Raw genomic sequence first — 26,294 nt, 5'->3', positions numbered from 1 at the left:
CGCCGCCCCTCCTCCTTTACTTCGCTGCGCCCTCACCCCGCCCTCGCCGATGACCTATGGGCATGCGAAGCGTTGGTGTGCCATGACCTCTTGTAGCCCGGAGGTGGGTGGCGTTCTGCGCAGCGGGGTAAAGGAGGAGGCGGCACCAGCCGCCGGGGGACACCCGCGGAGCAGAGCGCCGCCCGCCTCCGGGCCCGCGAGGTCTCAGAGCGAGAGAAACGAAACTCAGACAGGCCGTCGAACCCGGAACCAGGCCGCGTACATCGCCGGCAAAGCCAGCAAGGTCAGCACCGTCGCCACAATCAGCCCCCCCATGATCGCGACAGCCATCGGCCCCCAGAACACACTGCGAGACAGCGGAATCATCGCCAGCACCGCCGCCGCCGCCGTCAACACGATCGGTCGCATCCGCCGAACAGCCGCTTCCACGATCGCGTCCCAGGCCGGCACACCGCGCGCCCTATCCTGCTCGATCTGATCGATCAGGATCACCGAGTTGCGCTGGATCATCCCCATCAAGGCAATCACCCCCAGCAAAGCCACGAAACCAAACGGCCGGTTCAACAACAACAAAGCCCCCGCCACCCCCGCCATGCCCAACGGACCGGTCAGGAACACCAGCATCGACCGGCTGAAACTCTGCAACTGCAGCATCAGCAACGTGAACACGATGAACAACATCAAAGGCACGCCCACCACGATCGAAGCCGAGCCCTTGCTGCTCTCCTCCACCGCGCCCGCCACCTCGATGTGGTACGCACTCAGACCCCGCGCGGCCCAGCCGTCGCTGATCGCCTTGAGCTTCGGCTGCAGCTCGGCCGTCACCGTCGCGCCCTGCAAGCCCTCGACCACGTCACCCTGCACCGTGATCGCATAGTCGCGGTTCTCGCGCCACAACACACCCGGCTCCCAGTCGAACACCGGCTTGGCGACCTGCAACAGCGGAATCGCTTGGCCACTCGCCGTGGGCAGATACGCATTGGCCAGGCTGGTGATCGCGTCGCGCTCGTCCAGCGGCTGTCGCAGCACGATGTCGATCAGCTTGTCGCCCTCGCGGTACTGGCCCACCGTGGTGCCCGAAAGCAAGGTGCGCGAGGCCTGCGCGATCGACTGGCTCGACACGCCCAGCGCGCGCGCCTTGGCCTGGTCCACCTCCAGCCGCAGCTTCTTCACCGACTCGTTCCAGTTGTCGTTCACGCCGCGCATGTTCGGGTTCTCGCGCATCGCCTGCTTCACCTCGTCGGCCAGGCCGCGCAGCACCTGCGGGTCGGTGCCCACCACGCGGAACTGCACCGGGTACGGCACGGGCGGGCCGTTGGGCAGCAGCTTCACGCGGCCGCGCACCTCGGGGAATTCGGTCGCCAGCAAGGCCGGCAAGGCCTTGCGCAGGTGCTCGCGCGTCTTCAGGTCCTGGGGCAGCACGATCATCTGCGACACGTTGGTCTGCGGGAAGATCTGGTCCAGCGGCAGGTAGAAGCGCGGCACGCCCGAGCCCACCCAGGTGGTCACGCTGCGCACGCCCTCTTCCTTGGCCAACCGGCCTTCCACGCGGCGCGTCACCTCGTCCATGGCGGGCATGCTGCTGCCCTCGGGCAGCCAGATGTCCACCAGGATCTCGGGCCGGCTCGAATCGGGGAAGAACTGCTGCTGCACCGAGCCCATGCCGACGATGCCGAGCACGAAGGTCAGGATGGTCGCGCCAATGGTCAGCCAGCGGTGCTGCACGCACCAGTCCACCACGGCGCGGAAACGCACGTAGAACGGTCCGTCGAAGACCTCGTGCGGCTCGCCCTCGGCGTGCGGCTTCACCTTGAGCAGCACCACGCCCAGGTAGGGCACGAACAGCACCGCCACCACCCAGGAGATCACCAGCGCCAGCACCGTCACCGCGAAGATCGCGAAGGTGTACTCACCGGTGGTGGAATTGGCCAGGCCGATCGGCAGAAAGCCCGCGGCCGTGATCAGCGTGCCCGTCAGCATGGGCATGGCCGTGGCGTCCCAGGTGAAGGTGGCCGCGCGCATCATGTCGTAGCCCTCTTCGAGCTTTCGCACCATCATCTCCACCGCGATGATGGCGTCGTCCACCAGCAGGCCCAGCGCGATGATGAGCGAGCCCAGCGAAATCTTGTGCAGGCCGATGCCCCAGTAGTTCATGGCCAGGAAGGTGATGGCCAGCACCAGCGGGATGGTGATGAACACCACCAGGCCGGGCCGCATGTCCAGCACGTAGCGCTTGAGCCCCCGGCCGCCCGGGCGCCGGTGCAGGCCCAGCGCCAGGAAACTCACCGCGAGCACGATTACCACCGCCTCGATCAGCACCTTCACGAACTCGTTGACCGAATTGGTCACCGCGCTGGGCTGGTCCTGCACCTGGGCCAGCGTCATGCCCGCGGGCAGCGTGGCCTCGATGCCGGCCACGGTGGTCTTGAGCGCCCTGCCCAGGGCGATGATGTCGCCACCCTTGGCCATGGAGATGCCCAGCGCGATGCTGTCCTGCCCTTCGTGGCGCACCAGCACCTGCGGCGGGTCCACGTAACCCAGGCCGATCTTGGCGATGTCGCCCAGGCGGATCTGCGTGCCGTTGGCCGCGCGGATCGGCATGGCGCGCAACTGCTCCACCGAGTTGAAGGCACCGGCCACGCGCACCTGCACCACGTCCTGCGGCGTCTGCACCGTGCCGGCCGATTCCACCGCGTTCTGCTGCCCCAGCGCGTCCAGCACCTGCTGCAGGTTCAGGCCCAGCGTGGCCAGGCGCTTCTGCGAGATCTCGATGTAGAGCTTCTCGTCCTGCACGCCGAACAGCTCGACCTTGCTCACGTCTTTCACGCGCAGCAGGCGCTGGCGCACGTCGTCGGCCACCTGCTTCTTGTCGGCCGGCGAAAAACCTTCGCCCTGCAGCGCGTAGATCACGCCGTACACGTCGCCGAATTCGTCGTTGAAGAACGGGCCCACCACACCCTGTGGCAAGGTGGCGCGCATGTCGCCCACCTTCTTGCGCGCCGTGTACCAGATCTGCGGCACCTCCTGCGGCGGCGAGGAGTCCTTGAGCTGGAAGATGATCAGCGTCTCGCCCGGCTTGGAGTAGCTGCGGATCTTGTCCGCGTAGGGCACTTCCTGCAGCGTCTTCTCGATGCGGTCGGCCACTTGCTCGGCGACCTGCTCGGCGGTGGCGCCAGGCCAGTAGGCGCGCACCACCATGGCGCGGAAGGTGAACGGCGGGTCCTCGTCCTGGCCGAGCTGGAAGTAGGCCGCCACGCCCAGCACCATCAGCACGATCATCAGGTAGCGGGTGAAGGCCTGGTGGTCCAGCGCCCATTGCGACAGGTTGAAGCGCGAGACCCAGGAGCCGGCGGGTTCGCCGGCGTTGTTCGTCGTCGGTGAGGCGTCGTTCATGCCGGGCCTCACTGCGTGGCGGCGGCGGTGAAACGCGTGACCTTCTGCCCCGGCGAGAGCACATGCACCCCGGTGGCCACCACTTCCTCACCGGGCTTGAGCCCGGCCACGATGACCATCTCGTTGCCATCGGCGCCAGCCACTTGCACCGGGCGCGGCTGCACCGTGCTGGCGGCGGCGTCGAACACCCACACGGCCGAGCCCTGGCGGTCGCCCTGGTCGGAACGCGCCAACGCGCTGGTGGGCAGCTTGATCACGGCGGGCGCGTCGCTCGCGCCGCCCAGCGTCACATAGGCCGTGGCGCCCAGCGGCACGGCCGCTCCATCGGGCAGCGAGAGCTTGACCTGGTAGGTGCGCGTGGCCACGTCGGCACTGGCCGCCACTTCGCGCACCGTCGCCTCCAGCGGCGCCGCGGCACCGGGGGCCGCGCCCGCGCCGGCCCACAGCCGCACCTGCGCCGTGGCACCGGGCCGCATCTGGGCCACCCGGTCTTCGGGCACGGCAATGACCACGTCGCGCGCGCCATCGCGCGCCACCCGCACCACCGGCGTGCCGGCGGCCACCACCTGCCCCACTTCGGCGTCCACCGACAGCACCACACCCGCGCCATCGGCCAGCAGGCGCGCGTAGCCGGCCTGGTTGCCCTGCACCGCGCCCTGGGCCTTGGCCTGGCGCAGCGTGGCCTCGGCCGACTGCAGCGTGGCCTGGCGGCGCTCGATCTCGGCGCCGCTCACGAAGCCCTGGGCCTGCAGGTCCTGGTAACGCTTGAGGTCGGCGGCGGCGAGGTCGCGCTGGGTCTGCGCGGCGCTCACCTGGGCCTGCGCGGCCTGGCTGGAGAGCGCGAGGTCCTGCGCGTCCAGTTGCGCCAGCAACTGGCCCGGCTTCACCCGCTGCCCCACCTCGGCCGGGCGCTGCACCAGCTTGCCCCCCACCCGGAAGCCCAGGCGCGACTCGGTGCGCGCCCTGACCTCACCGGCGTACTCGCTGCGCGCCACCACATTGCCCGTGCCCACGGTGAGCAGCTTGACCGAGCGGATCGGCTCCTGCGGCGCGGGCGGGCGGGAGCAGGCGGACAGCACCAGGGCGGCGGTCACGATCAGGACAAAATGCGGTGTTTTCATGGTGTTGCAGGCGGGTGCGGGGGTGGAAACACAGGGGCGTGAAAGAGCGCTCATGGCGCCCTACACTAATGACTGACCGGTTAGTAATCAAAATTGTAGATCAAATCCATGAACCTTCTTCATGACAAAAACGTCATCCAACGGGGCTGACGCGACGCCGCTGGGCTCGGGTGTCGGGCACTACGAGAACTTCCCCGTCGCCTCCTGGCTGTGCCCGCCGGCGCTGCGTCCGGCCGTGGGCGCCATCTACCACTTCGCCCGCACGGCCGACGACATCGCCGACGAAGGCGATGCCCAAGCGGCGCAGCGCCTGGCCGACCTGGCCGCCTACCGCGCCGAACTGCACCGCTGCCTGCAACCCACCTCGCGCTCCACGCTGGACATGCCCGAAGCGCGCTGGCCCGGCATCTTCCGCGCGCTGGGCAAGGCCGCGCGCCGCCATGCCCTGCCCGCCCCGTGCCTGCACGACCTGCTCAGCGCCTTCGAGCAAGACGTGCGCCACACCGCCAGCGGTCACCGCTACGCCGACACCCCCGAGCTGCTGGCCTACTGCCGGCTGTCGGCCAACCCGGTGGGCCGCCTGCTGCTGCACCTGTATGGGGTGCGCGACGAGGCTTCGCTGCGCCAGAGCGACCAGATCTGCAGCGCCTTGCAACTCATCAACTTCTGGCAGGACATCAGCGTGGACCTGCCGCGCGGGCGCTGCTACCTGCCGGCCGACACCTTGCGGCGCCAGGGCGTGGCCGTGGCCGACTTCGAATCGAACCATGGCAGCAAGGAACAGGCCATGCAGGCCGTGGTGGCCGAGCTCTGCGCCTACGCGCGTGGCCTCATGCAGCAGGGCGCGCCCCTGGTGCACCGCGTGCCGGGCCGCGCCGGCTGGGAGCTGCGCCTGGTGGTGCAAGGCGGCCTGCGCATCCTCGACGGCATTGCCGCCCAGCACCACCGCAGCTGGCAGACCCGCGTGACGCTGCACAAGAGCGACCTGCCCCGGCTGGCCTGGCGAGCGCTCTGGATGTAGGCCTGTTCAGGCGCTTTTCAGGCGCTGCGGCCCACGGGCGGCGCGTCCTCGGGCCGCCCGTGGGCCTCGTCGGGGGCGTCCGGCGCCACCGTCAAGGGCAGGAACACATGGAAACTGGCCCCCTGGTCGGGGCAGGCGTCGGCCCAGATGCGCCCGCCGTGGTACTCCACGATGCGGCGCACCAGTGCCAGCCCGATGCCCGCGCCCTCGAAGCGCGGGTCGCTGTGCAGGCGCTGGAACATGCCGAACAGCCGCTCCGCCTGCCCCGGCTCGAAACCCACGCCGTTGTCGCTTACGTGGAACTCGGTGCCATCGGGCAGCGCGCGCCAGCCCACCTCGATCTCGATCACCTCGCGGTGGGACGCGTACTTCACCGCGTTGTCCAGCAGGTTGACCCACACCTCGCGCAGCAGCACCGGGTCGCCCTGCACCGTGGGCAGGCCGGGCTGGATGCGCCAGCGCAGTTTCTTCATGCCGGCGTCGATCGCCAGCGCCGCCACGGTCTCGTCCACCAGCGCGGCCATGTCGACCGTCCCCACTTTCATGCCCTTGCGACCCAGGCGCGCGAACGACAGCATGCCGTCGATGAGGTGCCTCATCTGCACCGCGGCGCGGATGATCTTGTCGCAGTACGGCAGGCCGCCCTGCACGTCGCCCGCGCTCACCTCTTCCTTGAGCAGCTCGGCGAACCCGGCGATGTGGCGCAGCGGCGTGCGCAGGTCGTGCGAAAGCGCGTACGAGAACTCCTCCAGCGAGCCGTAGGCCTCCTCCAGCTGGCGCGTGCGCATCAGCACCTGCTGGTTCAGGTCTTCGTTGCGGCGGTGGCGCTGCTCGATCAGGTTCTTGTACAGCGTGACGTCCTGCACCGAGAACGTGAGCGGCAGCTCGACCGCGTTCGACCCCACGTGCGGCACGCCCCGGCAGCGCACCCAGCGGCAGGCGCCGGTGGCGGTGACCACGCGGAACTCCACGTCGATCTCGTCGCCCGAACGCAGGGCCGCGTCCAGCGCGGCCTGCAGCATCGGCCGGTCCTGCTCGTGGGCGTGCGCCATGAACGCCTGCACGCCGCGCGCCTCCTCGTCGCGTTCGCAACCGAGGATGCGGTAGATCTCCGAGGTCCAGCGCGAGCGGCCGGTGTCCTCGTCGTGTTCGATGCGGCCCAGCCGCGCCAGCCGCTGCGCCAGCTCCAGCCGGTGCTGCAGGTCGGCGGTGAGCAGCTCGCGCTTCTTGCGCTCGGTGATGTCGGTCTGGATCGACACGTAGCTCGTCAGCCGGCCCGCCGCGTCCCGGATCGGCTCGATGTTGAGCGACACCCAGTACGGCTCGCCCGAGCGCTTGTAGTTCAGCAACTCGAAGTCCCGCACCGCCTGCCCCTGCCGCACCATCGCACCCAGGCGGGAGAGCGACAGGGCGCTGGTCTGCGGCCCGTGCAGCAGTTCGGCCGGGCGGCGGCCCACGCATTCGTCCAACCGCCAACCGGTGATGCGCGAATACGCGGCGTTGACCCAGGTGATGCGGCGCTCCTCGTCGGTCACCACCACCATGTTGGAGGTGTTCTCCACGATCATCTCCAGCATCTGGAAGCGCCGCATCACATCTTCGGCGGCGGGCATGGGCGTCGGGGACATGGTCTGCTCCTCAGGCAAAGATGCCCACCGCGCTCTTCATGCTCTGCGACTGGTGGTTCAGGGCGTTGGCCGCGGCGGCGCTCTGCTCCACCAGCGCCGCGTTCTGCTGTGTCATTTCGTCGAGCCGCCCCACGGCGGTGTTGAGCTGCTCCATCTCGCGGGTCTGCTGCACCGAGGCCGCGTTGACGGTGGTGATCAGCCGCGTGAGGTCGCTCACCTGCGCCACGATCTCGTTCATGCGCGCCCCCGTGGCCTCGACCTGGGTGGCGCCCTCGCGGATGCCGGCCAGGCTGCCGTCGATCAGTTCGCGGATCTCCCTGGCCGCGTTCGCGCTGCGCTGCGCCAGCGTGCGCACCTCGGTGGAGACCACCGCGAAACCCCGCCCCTGCTCGCCCGCGCGCGCGGCCTCCACGGCGGCGTTGAGCGCCAGGATGTTGGTCTGGAAGGCGATGCCGTCCACGATGTCCACGAACTCGGCGATGCGGTGGCTCGAGCGCGTGATCTGCTCCATGGTGCGCGCCATCGCCCGCATGGCCTCGCCGCCCGAACTCGCCACCTCGCTGGTCTGGCGCGCCAGCGTGGCCGCGTCCTGGGCCGCGCTCGCGTTCTGCCGCATGGTCGCCACCAGCTGCTCCATGGACGACGCGGTCTGCTGCAGGTTGGCGGCGGTCTGTTCGGTGCGGCTGCTCAGGTCGTCGTTGCCGTGGGCGATCTCGCCGCTGGCCACCGAGACCCCGGTGGCCTGGGTCGACATGTCGGCCAGCAGCGAGCGCAGGTTCAGCGCCGACTGGTTCACGGTCAACAACAGCATGCCGATCTCGTCCACCCGGTTCAGGCTGGCCAGCCCGCCAGCGTGCCCGCTGGCCACGCGCTGGGCCTGCCGCAGCACCAGCTTGAGCGGCGCGGCCAGTTGCCGCTGCAACCACAGCGCGCTCCCCGCCAGCAGCAGCACCAGCAGGCCCACGGTCCACGCGGCGCGCCCGGCCGGCAGGCCCGAGAACGCCAGGGCGGCGGCCATGCCCAGGCCGGGCAGCAGCAGCGCCAGGCGGATGCGCCCGCTCACGCCCAGCCAGCCGTTCCAGGACAGCCAGGCCAGCGGGCCGCTGCGCACCACCAGCCCGCGAAAGAAGCGCCAGCCCTGCGCCCGGCCTTCGCGAAAGCGCCGGTACAGCGCCTCGGCGCCCTGCACCTCCTCGCGGCCCGGCTTGGTGCGCACCGAGAGGTAACCCGTGAGCACGCCGTTGCGCATCACCGGCGCGGCGTTGGCGCGCACCCAGTAGTGGTCGCCGTTCTTGCGCCGGTTCTTCACCAGGGCCGACCAGGGCATGCCCTGGCGCAGCGTGGCCCACATGTCGGCAAAGGCCTGGGCCGGCATGTCGGGGTGGCGCACCAGGTTGTGGGGCTGGCCGATGAGCTCTTCGGCGGTGAAGCCGCTGACCTCCACGAACGCCGCGTTGGCATGAACGATGTGGCTCTGCGTGTCCGTGGTCGACAGCAGGGTGCTGCGTTCATCGAACTCGTATTCCTGCTGCGTCACGGGCTGGTTGTTTCGCATGGGCAAGTGTCTCGCTCTCAATGAGGTGGGGGTCTCGCACCACGGTCCGCAGAGGACCGCATGTGACCCCATTTCGGCACACAAGCGCCTTGAGGCATCTCAAAAAACGCAGCAGAAAACCGGGAATCTGCAACGGATGTGACGCAGCACGCGTTTCCAGGCCCCTGTTTCGCGTCTACTGGGGAGGAACCCTTGTTTAAATCCCGGGGCCCCTATGAAACAGCCGACCGCGCCCACCGATGCCACGCCTGTCCCGCCGCCCCGCGGCCGGACGCGTTGCGGCCATTGCGCCACGCTGCAGGTCTGCCTCATGGGCGGTCTGCCGGACGCCTCGCGCGAGCTGCTGGCCTCGTGCATCGAGGAATCGGCCTTCGGCAAGGGCGATGCGCTCCAGCTCGAAGGCGTGGTGGCGCAGCGCATCTCCATCATCAAGATCGGCGCCGTGATGGCCACCCGACAGGGCGAGGACGGGCAGCCGCACCCGGTGGCCCTGCTCGGCCGGGGCAAGACCCTCGGGGGCTACGCGGTCTATGGGCACCAGGAGCAAATCGGCGCCCAGGCCCTCTCCACCGGGCGGGTCTGCAACGTGGACGTGCCCGACTTCTACCGCCTGGGCGTGGTGGACCGCCAGTTCCACGCCTGCATCCAGGCCCACATCGTGGACGCGCACGGCCAGCTGGCCGACTGGTCGCGCGTCATGCGCATCAAGGGCTTGCAGCAGAAACTGCTCGCCACGCTGCAGCTGTACGCGCGCGAGCAGCGCAGTCAGGCGATCCGCCTGCCCAGCCACGTGGCGCTGGCCGCCCTGCTCTCCACCACGCGCGAGACCATCGCGCGTTCGCTGCGCCAGCTGGAGGCGGCCGGCCACATCCTGCGGCACGACCGCTGGCACTGCGAAGTGGTCAGGCCGCGCGGCACCGGAGAGGCCACGGCCAGCCCCTGACCCCGCGCCGCCTCAGGGCTCGCCGATGTCCTCGTTCCAGAGCCCGGGCTCGGCGGCGATGAAGTCCCGCATCAGGTGCACGCAGCTCGGTTCCTGCAGCACCTGCACCTCCACGCCCCGGCCGCGCAGCCAGTCTTCCTCGCCCAGGAAGGTCTGGTTCTCGCCCACCACCACCTTCGGGATGCCGTAGAGCGCGATCGCGCCGCTGCACATCGGGCACGGCGAGAGCGTGGTGTAGATCACCGATTCCTGGTAGACCCGCGCGGGTTGCCGGCCCGCGTTTTCCAGCGCGTCCATCTCGCCGTGCAGGATGGCGCTGCCCTGCTGCACCCGCCGGTTGTGGCCGCGCCCGATGATGCGGCCCTGGTGCACGAGCACCGAGCCGATCGGGATGCCCCCTTCCTCGCGGCCCAGCCGGGCTTCGTCGATGGCGGCTTGCATGAACGGGTCCATGGGGTTTCCTTTCAAAAAAATCGTGTTCAGCCACGGCCCGGTGGCGGGCTGGGCGTGCTGGGCGTCTCCATTTCGGCCGCGCCACCCTCCACCGGCGGCGGTCCGTTGACCACGAGGCCCGATGCCGCCGGCTCGGGCGGGTCGAGCTCGGCCCGGTGGCGCGGCAGATAGCCCGGGTACTCGCGCTGGATGAAATCGATCAGGTGCTCGCGCACGTGGCAGCGCAGGTCCCACGCCGCGGGAGCCGAGGCGGCCGTGACGAGGCAGCGCAGCTGCATCGCCTTCTCGCCCGCTTCGGTCACCTGCAGCAGCGCGAAGCGCCTGTCCCAGTGGGGCGACTTCTCGCAGGCCGCCTGCAAGGCCTCGCGCAGGGGCGCCAGCGGCATGCGGTAGTCCACCCAGAGAAACACCGTGCCGATGAGCTCCGAGGTGCGGCGCGTCCAGTTCTGGAACGGTTTTTCGATCCAGTACTGCAGCGGCACCACCAGGCGCCGCTGATCCCAGATGCGCACCACCACGTAGGTGCCGGTGATCTCCTCGATCACGCCCCACTCGTTCTCCACGATCACCACGTCGTCGATGCGGATCGGCTGGCTCAGGCCGATCTGCAGGCCCGCGATCAGGTTGCCCAGCACCGGCCGCGCCGCGAAACCCGCCACGATGCCCACCACGCCCGCCGAAGCCAGCAGGCTGGTGCCGATCTGGCGCACGGCCGGGAAGGTCATGAGCATCAGCGACACGCCGATCAGCACCACCAGCCCCTGCACGGTGCGCGAGAGCACCATGGTCTGGGTCTGGATGCGGCGCGCCGAGAGGTTGTCCGACACCGCCAGCGGGTTGGCCTCGTTCACGCCCCGCGCCACGCCCTGCACCACGCGCGCCAGCAGCCAGGTGAACACGCCGATGAGCAGCAGCGTGAGCAGGCGATCCACCCCCGGCAGGCCTTCAGGGCCCTGCTGCCAGGCCAGATTGAGGGCCAGCAGCTGCAGCGCCAGGTGCGCCGGCGCCTCGATGGCGCGCCCCACGCTGGCCACCATGGGGGCGCGCTGCGCGGCGCGCCGCACCACGCGGCGGCCGACCCGGAACAGTAGCTCGGCCAGCAGGCACAGCGGCAGCACGAGCACCAGGGTGGGCAGCCAGGCGGCGAGAAACGGGGGGAAACCTTCGGGGAGCCAGTCAACCATGTTCATGGCCCATCGTAGCCAGAACCGCGCCCGGCGGAAAACCGCGCCGATCAGGTCGGTTCGGTCAACTCCTCCTGCGCCGCGCGCCGGCGCCGCCAGGTGGCCGGTGGCACGCCGTACTCGCGCCGGAACGCGCGGATGAACGCCGTGTCGGTCTGGTAGCCCACGTCCTCGGCGATGCGCGAGAGCGGTGCCTTGCTGCGGCACAGCAGGTTGGCCGCGAGCATCATGCGCCACTGGATCAGGTACTGCATGGGCGAGCTGCCCACCAGGTGCTGGAAGCGTTCGGCCAGCACCGAGCGCGAAGTGCCCGCCTCGCGCGCGAGTTCCTCCAGCGTCCAGGCGTGCGCCGGGCGCTGGTGCAGCGCGTTGAGCGCGGCGCCCACCACGCGGTCGCCCAGGCCCGCGAGCCAGCCGGTGCGGCCCGCGCTCTGCTCGTTGATGTAGAGCCGCAGCACCTCGATGAACAGCACCTCGGCCAGCTTGGACAACACGCCCGCACCGCCCGGCCGGGGCGAGCGCGCCTCGGCCAGCGCGTAGCGCACCGAGGCTTCCAGCCAGGTGCCCGCGTTCGATCCGCGCACGTTCACCCGCACCAGCGGCGGCAGCCCGGCCAGCAGCAGGCGGGCCAGCCGCGCGTCGCAGGCCAGGTAGCCGCACAGCAGCCGGGTCGGCGCACCGCCCCCGCCGTACATCAGTTGCCGGGGCCGGCGCTGCAGCAGCTCCTTCAACGGCGTGGCGGGCGCGGGTGTGAGGCCGGGGGCCGATCCCATGCGGTGCGCATCGCCCTGCGAGAACACGATCACATCCCCCGCACCCAGCCGCACCGGCGGCTGGTGGTCCAGCTCCACGAAACACTCGCCCTCGGTGACCAGGTGAAAGATCACCACCCGCTCGGCGTCCGGCTCCAGCAACGGCGCGGCCGCGTCGGCGCGCGGCGACTGGTAGCACCAGGGCGCGGTGAAGCGGCCCTGGAGAAAGATGGCGCCCACCAGTTGCACCACGCGCAGGGTTTCGGACAGGGCGTCCATGCCTTTTCAGCCAGCATCGATGCGCAAGGCCAGCGGCGTCGCGGCCTGCAACGCGTTGGGAATCGGCGAGCGGCCCACCGCCGACTGCACCAGCGCGCGCAGGCGTTCGGGCGGCACGCCGTTCGCCTGCACGCGCACGGCCAACTGCACATCCCCTGGCCCGGCGTTCACCGCCTGCCCGTCGGCATCGCGCATGCCGAGCAGGCCGCGGGTGTCGGAGCGGCTGGTCGCTTTCACCTCCAGGCTGGTGAGTTCGACACCCTCGGCCGCCGCCGCCATCACGATGGAGGTGGTCGCGCAGGACGCCAGCCCCGCGCGGAACAGCCAGCCCGGCGTCACCAGATCGCCGGTGCCGCCGAGTTCGTTCGGCATGTCGGAAGGCACCTGCGTGCCGTTGGCGTGGCTGGCCACCACGCGCGTGCCACCGGTCCAGCGCGCGGTGGCCGGGCCGTCCTCGTGCAAGCCGGTCTCGGGCCGGCGCTGCAGCACGGCTTGCACGCGCTGCAGGGCCTCTGCGATGTGTTGTTGCGTCACGGTGCACCTCCGAGCCGAGGCATTATGGGCGCCCTCCCCCCAGGCACCAAGGCAGCACGTCGGCTCATGCACCCGGGCCGGACGCTGGGACAGCATTTCCGGACGCGCGGTCAGCCGCGCCAGCGCCCCGGGGCCAGATCCGGACGATCGGGCAGTCCTGAGCGCGCCTCGGGCAGGACACCACACCCCCCCTCGCGTTCCACTGCATGCCGGGCCATCGATCACCGCGGCCCGCACGCCAGCCACCCTTCAGCGAGACAAACACCATGAACGCACCGACCGACTTCATTGCCCTGAAAACCCGCCAGCAGGCCGCCTGGGCCAGCGGCGACTACGCCGTCATCGGCACCACCCTGCAGCTCGTCGGCGAATCGCTCGCCGAGGCCTGCGACCTGCGCTGGGACGAGCGCGTGCTCGACGTGGCCGCCGGCAACGGCAACGCCACCCTGGCCGCGGCGCGCCGGGGCGCCCGCGTCACCTCCACCGACTACGTGCCCACCCTGCTCGAACGCGGCGCCGAACGCGCGCAGGCCGAGCGGCTCGACGTGCAATTCCAGGTCGCCGACGTGGAAGAACTGCCCTTCGACGATGCCAGCTTCGACGTGGTGCTCTCCACCTTCGGCGTGATGTTCGCGCCCGACCACGCCCGCAGCGCGGCCGAGATGGCGCGCGTCTGCCGCCCCGGCGGGCGCATAGGCCTGGCCAACTGGACGCCCGAAGGCTTCATCGGCCAGCTGTTCAAGACCCTGGGGCGCCAGCTGCCACCACCGGCCGGCGTGCAGCCGCCCTCGCTCTGGGGCACGGAGGCACACCTGCGCGAGCTCTTCGGGTCCACCGCCGCGAAGATCGACGCCACGCCCCGGCTGTTCAATTTCCGTTACCGCTCGGCCGCGCACTTCATCGACGTGTTCCGCACCTGGTACGGCCCGGTGCACAAGGCCTTCGCCGCGCTGCCACCCGACAAGGCCCAGGCGCTGGAGAGCGACCTCACCGAACTGCTCAACCGCCTCAACCGGGGCGGCCCCACCGCGCTGGTGGTGCCCAGCGAGTACCTCGAAATCGTCATCACCCGCCGCTGACGAAAGGGCCCACCATGGACGCGCGCCTTCAACGCCGCGTGCAGCGCTACGGCTGGGACCTGGCCGCGGACGACTACGAGGCGCTGTGGCAGGCCCAGTTGGCGCCCGCCCAGGCCCGCCTGCTGGAGCGCATGGCGCTGCAAACCGGTGAACACGTGCTCGATGTGGCCTGCGGCACCGGCCTGGTCACCCTGCGCGCCGCGCACAGTGTGGGGCCGCAGGGTCAGGCGATCGGGGTCGATCTCTCGGAGCGCATGGTGCAGGCCGCCGAGCGCCGCGCGCGGGCCAGCGGGCAGCGCCACGTGCGCTGGGAGCGCATGGACGCCGAACAGCTGGCGCTGGCCGATGCCAGCCTCGACGCCGCGCTGTGCGCCTTCGGACTCATGTACCTGCCCGAACCCGAGCAGGCCCTGAAAGAACTGGTGCGCGTGCTGCGCCCGGGGGGCCGCCTGGGATTGGCGGTGTGGGGCGAGCGAGCGCGCTGCGGCTGGTCGGCGCTGTTTCCCATCGTCGATGCCGAAGTGACCACCGAAGTCTGCCCGCTGTTCTTCCGCCTCGGCCAGGGCGACGCGCTGGCGCGGCTGTGCGGCCAGGCTGGCGCGACCGGGCTGCGGACCGAACGCCTGAACACCAGCCTTCACTACGCCAGCGGCGACGAAGCCTGCCGCGCCGCCTTCGCCGGCGGCCCGGTGGCACTCGCCTGGTCGCGCTTTGGCGACGAGGCGCGCGCGCGGGCCTGCGCCCGCTACCTCGACGCGCTCGCGCCCTGGCGCAGCGGCGCCGGCTACGCGGTGCCGGCCGAGTTCGTGCTCGTGACCGGCCACAAGCCCGAGCGAAGCTGAGGGAGGGCCGCGTCGTCTACAGTGGAAGCCGATCTTCCACTGGGACGAAAAGAATGCACACAAGAATCGTGATCGTGGGCGGCGGCGCGGGCGGCCTGGAACTGGCCTGCAAACTCGGGCGCAAGCTCGGCGCGGAGCAGGTCACCCTGGTCGACCAGCAGCTCTTCCACATCTGGAAACCCTCGCTGCACGAAGTCGCCGCCGGCACGCTGGACATCCACCAGGAAGGCCTGTCGTACGAAATGCTCGCGCACGACAACCGCTTCACCTTCTGCTTCGGCGCCATGACCGCGCTCGATGCCACCGGCAAGACCCTCACCGTGGCGCCCATCACCGACGAAACCGGCGATGAACTCATCCCCGAGCGCACCCTGCCCTTCGACCAGCTGGTGATCGCGGTCGGCAGCACGGCCAACCACTTCAACGTGCCCGGCGCGGCCGAACACACGCTCTCGCTCAACCGCCCGGCCGACGCCGAACACTTCCGCCTGCGCATGCTCAAGCTGCTCACCGCCGCCGAACTGCGCAAGAGCGCGGGCTCGCAAGCCCAGGTGCGCGTGGTCATCATCGGCGGCGGCGCCACCGGCGTGGAACTCGCGGCCGAGCTGCGCGAAGCCAGCGTGGTGCACTCGCGCTACGGCTTTCGCCGGCTCGACCCGCACCGCGACGTGCAGATCACCCTGCTCGAAGGAGCGGCCCGCATCCTCGCGCCGCTGCCCGAAAAGGTATCCACCGCCGCCGCGCAGCTGCTGCGCGAACGCCACGTCACCATCGAAACCAACTGCCGCGTCGCGCGCATCACGCCCGAGCAGGTGGAAGACGCCACCGGCCGCGTGTTCGCGGCCGACATCGTGGTCTGGGCCGCCGGCATCAAGGCCCCCGACGTGCTGGGCACGCTCGGCCTGCCCACCACCCGCGCCGGCCTGCTGGAGGTGGAAGGCAACCTGCTGGTGAAAGGCCAGACCGACCTCTACGCGCTGGGCGACTGCGCCGCCTGCCCCACGGCCGATGGCGGCTTCGTGCCCCCACGCGCGCAGGCCGCGCACCAGCAGGCCAGCTACCTCGTTGACGCGCTGCTGCGCCGCGCCAACGACCGGCCCGCGGGCACCCGGCCCTACGTCTACAAGGACCACGGCTCGCTGGTTTCGCTGGGCACGCAGACCTCGGTCGGCAACCTCATGGGCAACCTGTTCCGCTCCACCTGGTACGTGCAAGGCATGTTCGCCCGCATGATGTACGTGAGCCTGCACCTGATGCACCACCAGGCCGTGCTCGGCACACTGCGCACCGGCGTGCTGGCGGTGGCGCGTTTCCTGGTGAAGCGGGCGACACCGCTGGTGAAGCTGCATTGAGGCAGAGAAAGGACACCACCATGACCCAATACTGGCTGATGAAATCCGAGCCCGACGAGTGCTCGATCGACGACGCGCTCGCCGCCCCGAAAGCCACCGTGCCCTGGACCGGTGTGCGCAACTACCAGGCCCGCAACTTCATGCGCGACGGCATGCAGGTCGGCGATGGCGTGCTGTTCTACCACTCCAGCTGCCCCGAACCGGGCATCGTCGGCATCGCGCGCGTGGCCTCCACCACGCGGCCGGATCCCACGCAGTTCGACGCGAAGTCGCCCTATTTCGACGCCGCGTCGAAACCCGACGCGCCGCGCTGGCTGCTGCTGGACGTGCAGGCCCTGCGCAAGACGCGGCTGATCGGCCTGCCCGAATTGCGCGACACGCCCGAACTGGCCGACATGGTGGTGCTCAAGCGCGGCAACCGGCTCTCGATCACACCGGTGAGCGTTGAGCACTGGAGGCTCATCACCGACCAGCTGGCCGGCGATCGAAAGTAGCGCCGCTCAACGAGCGGCTTCGCGCACCAGCCGGATGCCCACCAGCGTGTAGCGCGTCTGCACCGTGTTCCAGTTGCGGAACGCGCACCGCGTGTACAAGGGCCAGGTGTGCCAGGAGCCGCCCCGGCGCACTTTCACCACACCATCGGCCGGGCCCGTCGGGTCGTCCACGGGCGACTGCGCGTAGTAGTCGTCCCCGTGCCAGTCCGACACCCACTCCCACACATTGCCATGCATGTCGTGCAGGCCAAAGGCGTTCGCGGTGTAGGCGCCCACGGGCGCCGTGAACGCATGGCCATCGCGGCCGGGCACCGCCCGATCGCGCCAGGCCGGCCAGTTCGCGACAGCATCTTCGTCGAACGTGTTGCCCACCCCGATCAGCCCCGCCGGGTCGTCGCCATGCTGGTAGCGGCCCGTGCCGCCGGCGCGGCACGCGTACTCCCACTCGGCCTCCGTCGGCAGGCGGTAGGTGCGACCCTCCTGCTGTGACAGCCAGCGGGCCAGCGCGACCGCGTCGTTCCAAGTGACGTTCACCACCGGGTGGTCTTCGCCCTGCGCGAAGCCGGGGCTCTGCCAGGAGTAGCGCGGGGACCGCCCCTCGAACGCATCGCGCCGGGGGCTGGTGGCGGGGTCATAGGCCGGGTTGTAGCCATAGCCCCCGGTGCCGTCCGCGACCGATTCGGGCACATGGCCCGAGCGCCGCAGGAACGCCCGGAACTGCCCCACCGTGATCTCGTGCCGACTCATCTCGAAGGGCTTGGCGATGCGCACGCGGTGCACCGGGGCTTCGTCCGACAAGCCCTCGAAGCGGGACCGCTCCAAGGCGGGATAGGCCGCCGCCAGTGCCTGCACCGATTCGTCGCTGCCCATCAGGAACTCGCCCGCCGGCACTCGCACGAACGAAATGCCGAGGGAATCGACGGTGGCGGTGCGCGGTGTGGCGCACGCCGCGAGAAGCGCCACCAGGGCCAGCGATGCCCAGGTGAACACAGCAGCGCCTCTGGGACCCATCGTCGTTTACGCGGTCAAGCGCGCGTACCCTCGAAATGCCAAGGCCTTCAAGGAATCCATGCGATGGCTCTGGCCCACCGCCATGGGCGAGGCCCCCCACTTCTTCCGCACCCGGTGGTTGAACCTCATCGCGTTGAGCTGCTTGAGCGTTCGGGTGTCGTTGAAGAAAATTGACAAGGTCACCGACACCTCGGGACCATTTTTCACGTGATGCCCGGCCAGGAAAGGGATATGAAGCGCGTCCCCCGGTGCGCAGTGGTACGACACCCCCAGGCCCTCGCAATCGGGCTTCCATTTGAGGGCGCCCACCTCGCGCTCCATGTGCGATTCGTACTCGGGCTGCGTGATGACGCGCTTGTCCAAGGGCGGAAAAACGGTGACCTCTTTCGAGCCCGCGATCTGCAGCAGGAAATTCGATGCCCGATCGAAATGGAAGGGCGTGATGCTGTGGGGCGACGAGAGAAAAATGTAGGAGCGGGGCTCGATGGGCACGCCATGGCCGCGCGCTTTCACGGTCCGGGCGATGTCCTTCACCAGGTCGTCGTGAAGCCCGCGGAAGGCGGGGTGGCTTTCCGGCTCCCGGATCATGATGTACGAGTTCGACGTCGGGAGGTTCTCGACGATCTTTTCGATCGGCAAGGCTTTGCGCCCCTCGGTGATGGCCGTCTCGAAGTCCTCGTCCTTGCTCATCTTGTGGCCCGAAAAATAGATGAGATCCTTGTTGATTTCGGGGATGGCGCGCTGGATGTTTTCCAGGTTCAACGCGGGGTGTTCGAACAGTTTCTGTTTGAACTGGAAGGACACCTTGTCGATCATGGAAGACATCTCCATGTCCGTGTCGAATACCTGGTACATCGAATCTCCTGTGGAACGCGGTCGGGCCGTGGCATTGTGCGGTGCCTTCGCCGCGCTTCCTGGATGGCCAGCGGCATATCAGGGCAAAAATCACGAAGGATGGAAAGACCGCGCCGGGCCAGCGTTGCTGCTTCTCCTACATGGCTCGGCGCGCTTTTCCTACGGAGGGCATGCAGCCGCAGGGCGAAGATGAAGTTTCTCGAAACCCTCAGGAGATTAAAACCATGTACATCAAGACACTCACCGCCATCACCCTGTGCGCCGCCTCTGCCATCGCATCGGCCCAGGCCATGACCAAGGCCGAATACGACGCGGCCAAAGACCGCGTCGAGATGAACTACAAGACCGCCAAGAAGTCCTGCGATGCCCTCAAGGACAACGCCAAGGACATTTGCGAAGTCGAAGCCAAGGGCAAGGAAAAGGTCGAGAAGGCCGAGCTGGAGCACAAGTACAAGGCCACGCTGGGCAACGCCCGCAAGCTCGAGGAAGTCAAGGCGGACACCACCTACGACCTCGCCAAGGAAAAATGCGAAGACCAGGCCGGTGACGCCCAGAAGGTGTGCAAGGCGGACGCCAAGGCGGTTCACGACCGTGCTGTGAAGGCCGCCAAGGAAAAGGCTTAAACAGCTTCTCCCATCGCGCGAACCGCCCTTCGGGGCGGTTTTTTTGAGCCGCCCCCTCAGCCGCGCAGTGGCAGCGCCAGGCCAATGGCCACGAAGATGCCGCCGCAGACCTGGTTGAACCGCTTGCCCACGCGGCGCAGCCAGGGGCTGATGCGCGCGGCCATGCCGGCGATGAACAGCTCGGTGATGGCCTCGACCAGCGCGAAGGTGCCGGCCATGATCAGGAACTGCAGCAACAGGCTGCGGTGCGGGTCGATGAACTGCGGCAGGAAGGCCGCGAAGAACAGGATGCCCTTGGGGTTGGTGACAGCGGACAGGGCCCCCTGCCGGAACAGCGAGCCGCCTGAGCGCGCCGGCCCGGCCCGGTCGCCTTCGGTGAGCTGCACGCCCACGGGCGGCGAGCGCCAGACCTGGATGCCCAGCCACACGAGGTAGGCGCCACCGAGCCACTTCAGCGCGGTGAGCCACACCAGCGAGGTCTGCAGCAGCGCGCCGATGCCGAACATGGACAGCGCGATGACCGCCACGAAGCCCAGCGTGCCACCGAAGATGGTGAACAGCGTCTTGCGCTGGCCGTGCAGCACCCCATGCGTGAGCGCGAGCAGGCCGTTGGGGCCGGGCGAGAGGGACAGGCCGGCGGCGGCCAGCAGGTAGATGAGCCAGGTGTCGAGGTTCATGGGGGTGATGCTAGCGCCGATGGGCCTCAATGGAAATCCCGACTCACGGTGGACAGGCCGTTGAGCAGGGGCGTGAGGTCTTCGAGGTGGCCGGCGATGAGGTTGCGCGCCTCGCCCTCGCGCTGCCACACGCCACGCACGGCCAGCAGGCGCGCGCCGGTGAGCACGGCGCGCTGGCGTTCGCGGATGCGCTGCCACACGATGACCTGCACCACGCCGGTTTCGTCTTCCAGGCTCACGAACACCACGCCCGAGGAGGTGCCGGGCTGCTGGCGCAGGGTGACGATGCCGCAGTGGCGCACGAGGCGGCCGTTGGGCGCGTCCTTGAGTTGTTCGGCGGTCATGAGCCGGCGTTTCGCGAGTTCTTCGCGCAGCAGGGCGAGCGGGTGGCGGCGCAGGGTGAGGCCCAGGCTGGCGTAGTCCCACACGATGGCTTCGCCTTCGGGCGCGGGCGGCAGGGCCAGCGGGGCCTCGTCCACTGGCGCGCCCTTGAGCAAGGCCGGTGGCGGGCGCAGCGCGGCGGCGTCCCACACCTGCTGGCGGCGGTGGCCGCTCAGGCCCATGAGGGCGTCGGCGGCGGCGAGCGCTTTCATCTGCGGCTGGTCCAGGCCGGCGCGGCGCGCGAGGTCTTGCGCGTTGCGAAAGGGTTGCTGCGCGCGCGCCTGCACGATGCGCTCGGCCGCCTCCTGACCGATGCCGCTGACCAGGCGCATGCCCAGGCGCACCGCGCCATCGGCGTCGAGGATGCTGTCGCGGTCGCTGTGCAGCACGTCCACCGGCCGCACGACCACGCCGTGGCGTTTCGCGTCCTGCACCAGCTGGCTGGGCGTGTAGAAACCCAGCGGCTGGCTGTTGAGCAGCGCGGTGAGGAACTCGGCCGGGTGGTGGCATTTGATCCACGCGCTCACATAGACCAGCAGCGCGAAGCTGGCGGCGTGGCTTTCGGGAAAGCCGTAGCTGGAGAAACCTTTGATCTGCTCGAAGATGCTTTTGGCGAACTCGGGCTCGTAGTCACGATCGGTCATGCCCTTGATCAGCCGCTGCTCGTATTTCTGCACGTTGCCGTGGCGTTTCCAGGCGGCCATGGCGCGGCGCAATTCGTCGGCCTCGCCGGGTGTGAAGCCGGCCGCGAGCACGGCGATCTGCATGCACTGCTCCTGAAAGATGGGCACGCCCATCGTGCGGCCCAACGCCGCCCTCAAGGCCCTTCCGCCCTCCGGCCCGGGAAAGCTCACCGGTACCTTGCCCTGCCGCCGGTTCAGATAAGGATGCACCGCCCCACCCTGGATGGGCCCGGGCCGCACCAGCGCGACCTCGATCACGAGGTCGTAATAAGAACGTGGCCTCAAGCGCGGCAGCATGCTCATCTGCGCGCGGCTCTCGATCTGGAACACGCCCACGGTGTCGGCGGCGCAAATCATGTCGTAGGTCGGGCCGTCGTTGTCCGGGATATCCTGCATGCAGAACGCCCGCCCGTCTTTGTCGCCGAGCAGTGCCATCGCCTTGCGCAGCGCGGTGAGCATGCCCAGCGCGAGCACGTCCACCTTGAGCAGGCCGACGGCGTCGAGGTCGTCCTTGTCCCACTCGATCACGGTGCGGTCTTTCATGGTGGCGTTCTCGATCGGCACCAGGCGCGAGAGCGGCAGTTGCGTGAGCACGAAGCCGCCGGTGTGCTGCGAGAGGTGGCGCGGAAAGCCCATGAGGGTGGAGGTGAGTTCCAGCAGCTGGCGCACCTTCAGCTGCCCGGTGTCGAGGCCGGCCTCCTGGAGCCGTTCGGGCGCGATCGCGTGCCCGTCCCACCAGCGCGACTGTTTGGCCAGCACATCGAGCGAGCCTTCCGCAAAGCCCAGGGCCTTGCCCACGTCGCGCAGCGCGCTGCGCGGGCGGTAGCTGATGACGGTGGCGGTGAGCGCGGCGCGCTCGCGGCCGTATTTCCCGTACAGGTACTGGATGACTTCCTCGCGCCGCTCGTGCTCGAAGTCCACGTCGATGTCGGGCGGTTCGTCGCGTTCGCGCGAGATGAAGCGCTCGAACAGCAGGCCCGTGCGCCCCGGGTCCACTTCGGTGATGCCCAGGCAGTAACACACCACGCTGTTGGCCGCCGAGCCCCGGCCCTGGCACAGGATGGCTTTCGAGCGGGCGAAGGCCACGATGTCGTGCACCGTCAGAAAGTAATGCTCGTACCGCTTGTAGGCGATGAGTTCCAGCTCGTGCTCGATCTGTTTCGCAAACGCCTCGGGCGTGCCCTGCGGCCACCGCCTGCGGGCACCTTCTTCGGTCAGCTGGCGCAGGTGGCTCTGCGGCGTTTCTCCCTCGGGGATCACCTCGCTCGGGTACTGGTAGCGCAGTTCGTCCAGCGAAAAATCGCAGCGCGCGGCCACCGCCAGGGTTTCGGCCAGCAGGTCGGCGGGGTAGAGCTGACCCAGCGTGAGGCGCGCGCGCAGGCGCTGCTCGGCGCTGGGCTCCAGCGCGAAGCCGCATTCGGTGAGCGGCTTGCCGATGCGCGTGGCGGTGAGCACGTCGTGCAGGGGTTTGCGCGAGCGCACGTGCATGCGCACGTCGCCCACGGCCACCAGCGGCACGGCGGTGAGCGCGCTGCTCTGGCGCAGCTGGTGCAGGCGCATTTCGTCGTCGAAACGGCAGAGCTGTTCCACGCCGAGCCAGCAGCGGCCCATGAAGTGCTGCAGCAGCCAGCGCGCGATGGTGTCCATCGGATCCTGGTCGCTGTGGCGGTCGGGCACGGCGATCACCACGCAGTCGGCCAGGGCCGCGGCATCGATGTCGCCGACCGTCAACCGGTAGGTGCCCTTGGGGGCGCTGCGGCGCAGGCGGGTGATGAATTCGCACAGGTTGCCGTAGCCGTTGAGGTTGCAGGCCAGCACGACCAGGGTGAAGGGCGCGTCGCACCGCACCTGGAACTGGCTGCCGATCAGCAACTTGAAGCCGTGCTTTTTCGCGGCGACGTGGGCGCGCACCACGCCGGCCAGGGAACACTCGTCCACCAGGGCCAGGGCGCGGTAGCCCAGGGCTTGCGCGCGCTCGACCAGTTCCTCGGGGTGGCTGGCGCCGCGCAGGAAGCTGAAGTTCGAGAGGCAGCGCAGCTCGGCGTAATCGGGAAGGGCATCGGCGTTCATGGCGGTGCCTTCAGGCGAAGTGCCCATGCAGGTACCAGGCGGGCGCGCCGTCCAGCCGGGTCTGGAACACCCACAGCACGCCGGCCTGCGGGGACAGGGCCACCCAGTAGTCGCGCACCACGTTGCGCATGCGCTCGGCGCCTTCGACGCGGTCCCACCAGCCGCCCTCCACGCGCTGCGGCCCGAGCAGCATGACCAGTTCGCTGTCGTGGTGGACCGGCCGGTGGTCGCGCACGGCCAACCGCAAGGGCATGGGCAGCACGAAGCCGGGCTGTGGCAGTTCGGTGCCGGGCGCGCCCTGGCGCGGCAGGGGCAGCGTGGCCGGCTGCCAGCGGCACATCCACTCGGGGCGGTGGTCTTCGCACAGCACCGGGCGCAGCACGCGCTGCGGCCCCAGGCGGGCGGAAAGCCGCTCCAGCACCAGGCCCAGTTGCTCGCCCTGGCGCACGGTGTCGGGCAGCAGCGAGGCGCTCACGTCGTGCAGCGGCCGCACCTCGGTGGCCACCATCACCAGGTCGCCCACGGGCGCGAGCAGTTTCACGCGCGCCAGGTGCTCACCCAGCAGGCGGCAGAGGTGTTCGATGTCGCGCGTGGGCTCGGCGGTGCGGATGGTGATCTCGCCTCCCTCGCCCGCCGCGCGCGCGCGCATCGCGTCGTGTGCCCAGCGCAGCGTGAAGGCGGTGACGCCCGCGCGCCGCGCGGCCAGCCAGCCGCTGAGCACGCGCAGCAGGCGCCGCGCGCCGAACAGCAGGGCCGGCGCCTGCTCCACGCGGGCCATGAGTTCGAGCCGCTCTTCAAAATGCTCGGGCAGCGCCACCCAGTCGTGCGCCTCGGGCGCGGTCCCGTAGGCCTGGTCGAGCGCCTGCAACAGGAGCTGGTCGAAGCGGCGGCCCAGGCCGCTGCGCGGCAGCGCGCGCACGTCGCCCAGCGTGCGGCAGCCGATGTGTTCGAGCGTGAGCCGGTGCGGCCGCACGGCGCTCAGCGTGTCCATGGGCAGGGTGTCGAGCAGCGCGGCCAGCGGGCGTTGGAAACCGTTCTCGATGCCGGCGCGCGCCAGCGCGAGCGCGGCCAGGCCGTTGGGCGCCCAGGCCAGCTGCGCCACGCCGAGTTCGCGGGCTTCGCCCCACACGCGCTCGCGCAAGGCACGGCGGCCACCGAACAGGCGCGCGCTGGCCGCCACCTCCATGAGCACGGCTTCGTCGGCCAGGGCTACGCGGGGCGTGAACTGCAAGGCCCAGGTCGCCAGCGCGCGCTGCGGCGCGGCCTCAGTGGGCGGGGCTGTGCCGGCGCTCGGGCTGGGCAGCAGGGCGGACCACAACATGCTCGTTCTCTTCGGTTCGGGGCATCCACCGGCTGGGCTCACGCAGCCGGGGTGGGAGGATGGTGGCAAGGCCACCCGGCACCGAGGGCAGGTGCAGGGTGGCCTCCAGCGGCGGGCCCTTGCGCTTGGCGATGCGCAACTGCAGCTCCCAGTCCACCCCCACGCAGGCCTGCACGCGCAGCGGCGCGGCCGACGACTCGCCCAGGGCGTGCATGGGCCGGCACACGAACACCGGCGACTCGAAGCCGGTGGCGAGCACCTGCAGCCGGCGGATCTGCGCTGCCCTCGCCCGCGGCAGCCAGGCGACGATCGCGCCGCCGGCCTGGGCCTTGATGAGCTGCTCGGCCGACCACAGGCGCTCGGCCGCCGTGTCGGCCTGCACCCAGACCAGCTGGCGCTCGTCGAGGCCTTCGAAGCGCAGGCCGGGCAGGTGCGGCGACAGCGGCGGGCCGATCACCACCACCGCCTGCCCGGCGGCACAGACTTGGCGCAGCGCCGGCCCGAGCAGGCGCCATTCCAGCGTGCCGCTGTGCGGGGTGAGGATTTCGGTCAGCCCGTGGCCGGGCCAGCCACCGCCAGGCAACTGCGCGTCCAGCGCGGCGAAGCCGCTGGGCCACACCGCCGAGACCGGCGCGCCGAGCTGGTCACCCCGCCACAGCGCCGCGGCCACGGCCGCCGACAGGCCACCAGCGGGCGGCGGCACCGGGCGAACGGGTGTGGGGGCCGGGGACGGATCGTCCTCCTGCCAGAAAACGGCGGGCAGCATGGCGGGATGGATGCGCGGGGAAAATGGGCAGCTTCAAAATACTGTATCTCCGTACAGTATATGAAAGCCCAAGTCCTGTCCATCTGAAGGGCAAGCGGCGGTTCATTAAATATTGTGGGGGTCTACGTTTTTTGTAGAATGCGCCATGGTTCCCGTTCACTCCGCTCGACGCTCTGCCCGGCCTTCTTCCGGGGGATCGGGTGCGCCCGTCTCCCTGCTTTCGCCTGCGGAATACGCCAAGGCCTATGGGATCAGCGCGGAACGGGTGCGGCAGTTGTGCCGCACCGGTCGAATCCCGGGCGCCGCCCAGCACAGCCTGGGGCCGCTGACCCTGTGGCTCATCCCCTCGGATGTGGCCGACCCGAGGCTGCCCCGGGGCAGGCCCGCCAAACCAAGGGCACCTGAACCCCCAATGCACGTGCAGACGCGGGCCCACCCCAGGCTCTCGCTCCACCAACCTGATGCCGGCACACAGCGGCAGGCCGAAGCGCGTCTGCGCCTGGGTCGGCAAGAGGCGCGCGCAATCATCGCGGCCATGAAGAAAAAAGGCGTGACGGTCCGGCTCTTCGGCTCGATGAAAACAGGCCAGACCACGCCCCACTCCGACATCGATCTGCTGATCACCGACCCCGGGCCGCTGGGGGCCATGCGCGCGGTCTCCGAAACGCTGGCCGAGCGCCTCACCATCCCGGTGGATGTCGTGGCCGAAGAGACCATCGGACCCGACGCCTTTGCCCGCATACAGGACAGCCTGAATGCATAGAAGAGACTTCGAGGCCGAGATGGCCAAGCTCGACAAAGAGCTGGAGGAGTTCGGGCGCTGGGAAGCTCAGAACCCCTCCGCAGGGGACTGGGCTTACGGCAAGCTGGCCGGCGCCACGGTCAACAGCGTCTATACCGGCATGGAGACCATTCTGGAAGCGATCCTCAAGCGGACGGACCCGCCCATGGCGCAAGACCCGGCCTACCACGCCAGGTTGATCAAGACCGCCGCTGCCGCCACCGGGACACGCGATGCCTTGATCAGCGAAGCGCTGCAGCAACTGCTGGATGATCTGCGCGGCTTTCGCCACGTGGGCCGCAGGCGCTACGGCAGCGAGATCGACCCGGAGCGCGCCAGGCACGTGCTGCACAACGCCAGGCAAGCAGCGCCGCTCTTTCGCCAGGAAATGGCCTTGGCCATCACGGCACTGGAAGAAGTGCTGGCCATGGCCGAGGCGGAGCGGCTGGAATCCCGCAAGGCCGAGAGCCGCACCAAGAAGCGCTCTGGCTGACGA

23 protein-coding genes are annotated in these 26,294 nt (G+C 69.6%); 9 read left to right on the top strand and 14 right to left on the bottom strand.

Features of this window, described 5'->3' with window-relative positions; all coding sequences use genetic code 11:
* Positions 1-225: 225 nt before the first annotated feature.
* Both AC3WPZ_RS04175 and AC3WPZ_RS04170 read right to left on the bottom strand, forming a co-directional pair.
* Complete coding sequence (locus AC3WPZ_RS04175; RefSeq protein WP_492438308.1) at positions 226-3,393, bottom strand: efflux RND transporter permease subunit; 3,168 nt, start codon at positions 3,391-3,393, stop codon at positions 226-228.
* A gap of 8 nt (positions 3,394-3,401) precedes the next feature.
* A complete protein-coding gene (locus tag AC3WPZ_RS04170) occupies positions 3,402-4,514 on the bottom strand; it encodes an efflux RND transporter periplasmic adaptor subunit (protein WP_444686787.1) in 1,113 nt (370 codons plus the stop codon).
* A gap of 121 nt (positions 4,515-4,635) precedes the next feature.
* Between AC3WPZ_RS04170 and hpnC the strand changes: the two genes are divergently transcribed.
* Entirely contained in the window at positions 4,636-5,535 is a 900-nt protein-coding gene (gene hpnC / locus AC3WPZ_RS04165) for a squalene synthase HpnC (protein WP_382325388.1), read from the top strand.
* 17 nt (positions 5,536-5,552) lie between these two features.
* Here hpnC and AC3WPZ_RS04160 read toward each other — a convergent pair whose 3' ends face one another.
* On the bottom strand, positions 5,553-7,163 hold the full coding sequence (locus tag AC3WPZ_RS04160; RefSeq protein ID WP_382325390.1) for a sensor histidine kinase: 1,611 nt from the start codon (positions 7,161-7,163) through the stop codon (positions 5,553-5,555).
* A 10-nt stretch (positions 7,164-7,173) separates the two neighbouring features.
* Positions 7,174-8,718, bottom strand: coding sequence for a methyl-accepting chemotaxis protein (locus AC3WPZ_RS04155; protein ID WP_444686788.1), 1,545 nt, complete (start codon positions 8,716-8,718; stop codon positions 7,174-7,176).
* Positions 8,719-8,932: 214 nt separating this feature from the next.
* Here AC3WPZ_RS04155 and AC3WPZ_RS04150 point away from each other — a divergent pair, with 214 nt between their 5' ends.
* Positions 8,933-9,661, top strand: a complete 729-nt coding sequence (locus AC3WPZ_RS04150; protein ID WP_444686789.1) for a Crp/Fnr family transcriptional regulator — start codon at positions 8,933-8,935, stop codon at positions 9,659-9,661.
* A 12-nt stretch (positions 9,662-9,673) separates the two neighbouring features.
* Here the strand turns inward: AC3WPZ_RS04150 and AC3WPZ_RS04145 are convergent, their stop codons facing one another.
* From AC3WPZ_RS04145 to AC3WPZ_RS04130, 4 genes are read right to left on the bottom strand one after another with little or no spacing between them, the layout of a single operon-like run.
* Positions 9,674-10,114 carry a nucleoside deaminase gene (locus tag AC3WPZ_RS04145; protein WP_382325394.1) on the bottom strand — a complete coding sequence of 147 codons (441 nt, stop codon included), beginning with the start codon at positions 10,112-10,114 and terminating at the stop codon, positions 9,674-9,676.
* A 26-nt stretch (positions 10,115-10,140) separates the two neighbouring features.
* Positions 10,141-11,304 (bottom strand): mechanosensitive ion channel family protein, encoded by a 1,164-nt coding sequence (locus AC3WPZ_RS04140; protein WP_444686790.1) that lies wholly within the window; start codon positions 11,302-11,304, stop codon positions 10,141-10,143.
* Between the two features lie 44 nt (positions 11,305-11,348).
* Complete coding sequence (locus tag AC3WPZ_RS04135) at positions 11,349-12,329, bottom strand: AraC family transcriptional regulator (RefSeq protein WP_444686791.1); 981 nt, start codon at positions 12,327-12,329, stop codon at positions 11,349-11,351.
* A 6-nt stretch (positions 12,330-12,335) separates the two neighbouring features.
* Positions 12,336-12,863, bottom strand: a complete 528-nt coding sequence (locus tag AC3WPZ_RS04130) for an OsmC family protein (protein WP_444686792.1) — start codon at positions 12,861-12,863, stop codon at positions 12,336-12,338.
* Between the two features lie 266 nt (positions 12,864-13,129).
* Here AC3WPZ_RS04130 and AC3WPZ_RS04125 point away from each other — a divergent pair, with 266 nt between their 5' ends.
* Genes AC3WPZ_RS04125 through AC3WPZ_RS04110 form a run of 4 tightly spaced genes read left to right on the top strand, consistent with a single transcriptional unit; the run spans position 13,130 to position 16,630 of the window.
* The gene (locus AC3WPZ_RS04125) at positions 13,130-13,942 is read left to right on the top strand and encodes a class I SAM-dependent methyltransferase (RefSeq protein ID WP_444686793.1); all 813 of its coding nucleotides are present in this window, start codon (positions 13,130-13,132) and stop codon (positions 13,940-13,942) included.
* Between the two features lie 14 nt (positions 13,943-13,956).
* The gene (locus tag AC3WPZ_RS04120) at positions 13,957-14,784 is read left to right on the top strand and encodes a class I SAM-dependent methyltransferase (protein ID WP_444686794.1); all 828 of its coding nucleotides are present in this window, start codon (positions 13,957-13,959) and stop codon (positions 14,782-14,784) included.
* Positions 14,785-14,837: 53 nt separating this feature from the next.
* Positions 14,838-16,136, top strand: coding sequence for an NAD(P)/FAD-dependent oxidoreductase (locus tag AC3WPZ_RS04115; protein ID WP_444686795.1), 1,299 nt, complete (start codon positions 14,838-14,840; stop codon positions 16,134-16,136).
* A gap of 20 nt (positions 16,137-16,156) precedes the next feature.
* Positions 16,157-16,630 carry an EVE domain-containing protein gene (locus AC3WPZ_RS04110; protein WP_382325407.1) on the top strand — a complete coding sequence of 158 codons (474 nt, stop codon included), beginning with the start codon at positions 16,157-16,159 and terminating at the stop codon, positions 16,628-16,630.
* Positions 16,631-16,636: 6 nt separating this feature from the next.
* Here AC3WPZ_RS04110 and AC3WPZ_RS04105 read toward each other — a convergent pair whose 3' ends face one another.
* Together AC3WPZ_RS04105 and AC3WPZ_RS04100 are read right to left on the bottom strand one after the other, a co-directional pair.
* Complete coding sequence (locus AC3WPZ_RS04105) at positions 16,637-17,620, bottom strand: formylglycine-generating enzyme family protein (protein WP_492438303.1); 984 nt, start codon at positions 17,618-17,620, stop codon at positions 16,637-16,639.
* 27 nt (positions 17,621-17,647) lie between these two features.
* On the bottom strand, positions 17,648-18,457 hold the full coding sequence (locus AC3WPZ_RS04100; protein ID WP_492438301.1) for a cupin-like domain-containing protein: 810 nt from the start codon (positions 18,455-18,457) through the stop codon (positions 17,648-17,650).
* 263 nt (positions 18,458-18,720) lie between these two features.
* Between AC3WPZ_RS04100 and AC3WPZ_RS04095 the strand changes: the two genes are divergently transcribed.
* Positions 18,721-19,119 carry a hypothetical protein gene (locus AC3WPZ_RS04095; RefSeq protein WP_382157099.1) on the top strand — a complete coding sequence of 133 codons (399 nt, stop codon included), beginning with the start codon at positions 18,721-18,723 and terminating at the stop codon, positions 19,117-19,119.
* A 56-nt stretch (positions 19,120-19,175) separates the two neighbouring features.
* Here AC3WPZ_RS04095 and AC3WPZ_RS04090 read toward each other — a convergent pair whose 3' ends face one another.
* The 4 genes from AC3WPZ_RS04090 to imuA are packed head-to-tail and all read right to left on the bottom strand — an operon-like array spanning position 19,176 to position 25,017.
* On the bottom strand, positions 19,176-19,796 hold the full coding sequence (locus AC3WPZ_RS04090) for a LysE family translocator (RefSeq protein WP_382325413.1): 621 nt from the start codon (positions 19,794-19,796) through the stop codon (positions 19,176-19,178).
* A 26-nt stretch (positions 19,797-19,822) separates the two neighbouring features.
* On the bottom strand, positions 19,823-22,930 hold the full coding sequence (locus tag AC3WPZ_RS04085; protein WP_444686798.1) for an error-prone DNA polymerase: 3,108 nt from the start codon (positions 22,928-22,930) through the stop codon (positions 19,823-19,825).
* Between the two features lie 10 nt (positions 22,931-22,940).
* On the bottom strand, positions 22,941-24,251 hold the full coding sequence (locus tag AC3WPZ_RS04080) for a Y-family DNA polymerase (protein WP_382157093.1): 1,311 nt from the start codon (positions 24,249-24,251) through the stop codon (positions 22,941-22,943).
* Positions 24,196-25,017 (bottom strand): translesion DNA synthesis-associated protein ImuA, encoded by an 822-nt coding sequence (gene imuA, locus AC3WPZ_RS04075; protein ID WP_382325421.1) that lies wholly within the window; start codon positions 25,015-25,017, stop codon positions 24,196-24,198. Before imuA ends, AC3WPZ_RS04080 begins: the two co-directional genes overlap by 56 nt.
* Positions 25,018-25,429: 412 nt before the next feature.
* Between imuA and AC3WPZ_RS04070 the strand changes: the two genes are divergently transcribed.
* Both AC3WPZ_RS04070 and AC3WPZ_RS04065 read left to right on the top strand, forming a co-directional pair.
* On the top strand, positions 25,430-25,780 hold the full coding sequence (locus tag AC3WPZ_RS04070) for a nucleotidyltransferase domain-containing protein (RefSeq protein WP_382157089.1): 351 nt from the start codon (positions 25,430-25,432) through the stop codon (positions 25,778-25,780).
* Positions 25,773-26,291 (top strand): ribonuclease toxin HepT-like protein, encoded by a 519-nt coding sequence (locus AC3WPZ_RS04065; RefSeq protein ID WP_444686799.1) that lies wholly within the window; start codon positions 25,773-25,775, stop codon positions 26,289-26,291. The genes AC3WPZ_RS04070 and AC3WPZ_RS04065 overlap by 8 nt, the downstream gene beginning before the upstream one ends.
* Positions 26,292-26,294: the final 3 nt, after the last annotated feature.

The organism is Hydrogenophaga sp. FW305-3-2-15-A-LB1, from assembly GCF_058787875.1.
This window is presented reverse-complemented; position numbering and strand designations above follow the sequence as displayed.

Coding starts and splice junctions, on each gene's coding strand:
- hpnC (WP_382325388.1), top strand. CDS start 4,636: ATGACAAAAACGTCATCCAACGGGGCTGACGCGACGCCGCTGGGCTCG.
- AC3WPZ_RS04085 (WP_444686798.1), bottom strand. CDS start 22,930: ATGAACGCCGATGCCCTTCCCGATTACGCCGAGCTGCGCTGCCTCTCG.
- AC3WPZ_RS04115 (WP_444686795.1), top strand. CDS start 14,838: ATGCACACAAGAATCGTGATCGTGGGCGGCGGCGCGGGCGGCCTGGAA.
- AC3WPZ_RS04065 (WP_444686799.1), top strand. CDS start 25,773: ATGCATAGAAGAGACTTCGAGGCCGAGATGGCCAAGCTCGACAAAGAG.
- AC3WPZ_RS04150 (WP_444686789.1), top strand. CDS start 8,933: ATGAAACAGCCGACCGCGCCCACCGATGCCACGCCTGTCCCGCCGCCC.
- AC3WPZ_RS04110 (WP_382325407.1), top strand. CDS start 16,157: ATGACCCAATACTGGCTGATGAAATCCGAGCCCGACGAGTGCTCGATC.
- AC3WPZ_RS04160 (WP_382325390.1), bottom strand. CDS start 7,163: ATGTCCCCGACGCCCATGCCCGCCGCCGAAGATGTGATGCGGCGCTTC.
- AC3WPZ_RS04170 (WP_444686787.1), bottom strand. CDS start 4,514: ATGAAAACACCGCATTTTGTCCTGATCGTGACCGCCGCCCTGGTGCTG.
- AC3WPZ_RS04175 (WP_492438308.1), bottom strand. CDS start 3,393: ATGAACGACGCCTCACCGACGACGAACAACGCCGGCGAACCCGCCGGC.
- AC3WPZ_RS04145 (WP_382325394.1), bottom strand. CDS start 10,114: ATGGACCCGTTCATGCAAGCCGCCATCGACGAAGCCCGGCTGGGCCGC.
- imuA (WP_382325421.1), bottom strand. CDS start 25,017: ATGCTGCCCGCCGTTTTCTGGCAGGAGGACGATCCGTCCCCGGCCCCC.
- AC3WPZ_RS04070 (WP_382157089.1), top strand. CDS start 25,430: ATGCACGTGCAGACGCGGGCCCACCCCAGGCTCTCGCTCCACCAACCT.
- AC3WPZ_RS04125 (WP_444686793.1), top strand. CDS start 13,130: ATGAACGCACCGACCGACTTCATTGCCCTGAAAACCCGCCAGCAGGCC.
- AC3WPZ_RS04095 (WP_382157099.1), top strand. CDS start 18,721: ATGTACATCAAGACACTCACCGCCATCACCCTGTGCGCCGCCTCTGCC.
- AC3WPZ_RS04155 (WP_444686788.1), bottom strand. CDS start 8,718: ATGCGAAACAACCAGCCCGTGACGCAGCAGGAATACGAGTTCGATGAA.
- AC3WPZ_RS04090 (WP_382325413.1), bottom strand. CDS start 19,796: ATGAACCTCGACACCTGGCTCATCTACCTGCTGGCCGCCGCCGGCCTG.
- AC3WPZ_RS04120 (WP_444686794.1), top strand. CDS start 13,957: ATGGACGCGCGCCTTCAACGCCGCGTGCAGCGCTACGGCTGGGACCTG.
- AC3WPZ_RS04140 (WP_444686790.1), bottom strand. CDS start 11,304: ATGAACATGGTTGACTGGCTCCCCGAAGGTTTCCCCCCGTTTCTCGCC.
- AC3WPZ_RS04135 (WP_444686791.1), bottom strand. CDS start 12,329: ATGGACGCCCTGTCCGAAACCCTGCGCGTGGTGCAACTGGTGGGCGCC.
- AC3WPZ_RS04080 (WP_382157093.1), bottom strand. CDS start 24,251: ATGTTGTGGTCCGCCCTGCTGCCCAGCCCGAGCGCCGGCACAGCCCCG.
- AC3WPZ_RS04100 (WP_492438301.1), bottom strand. CDS start 18,457: ATGATCGACAAGGTGTCCTTCCAGTTCAAACAGAAACTGTTCGAACAC.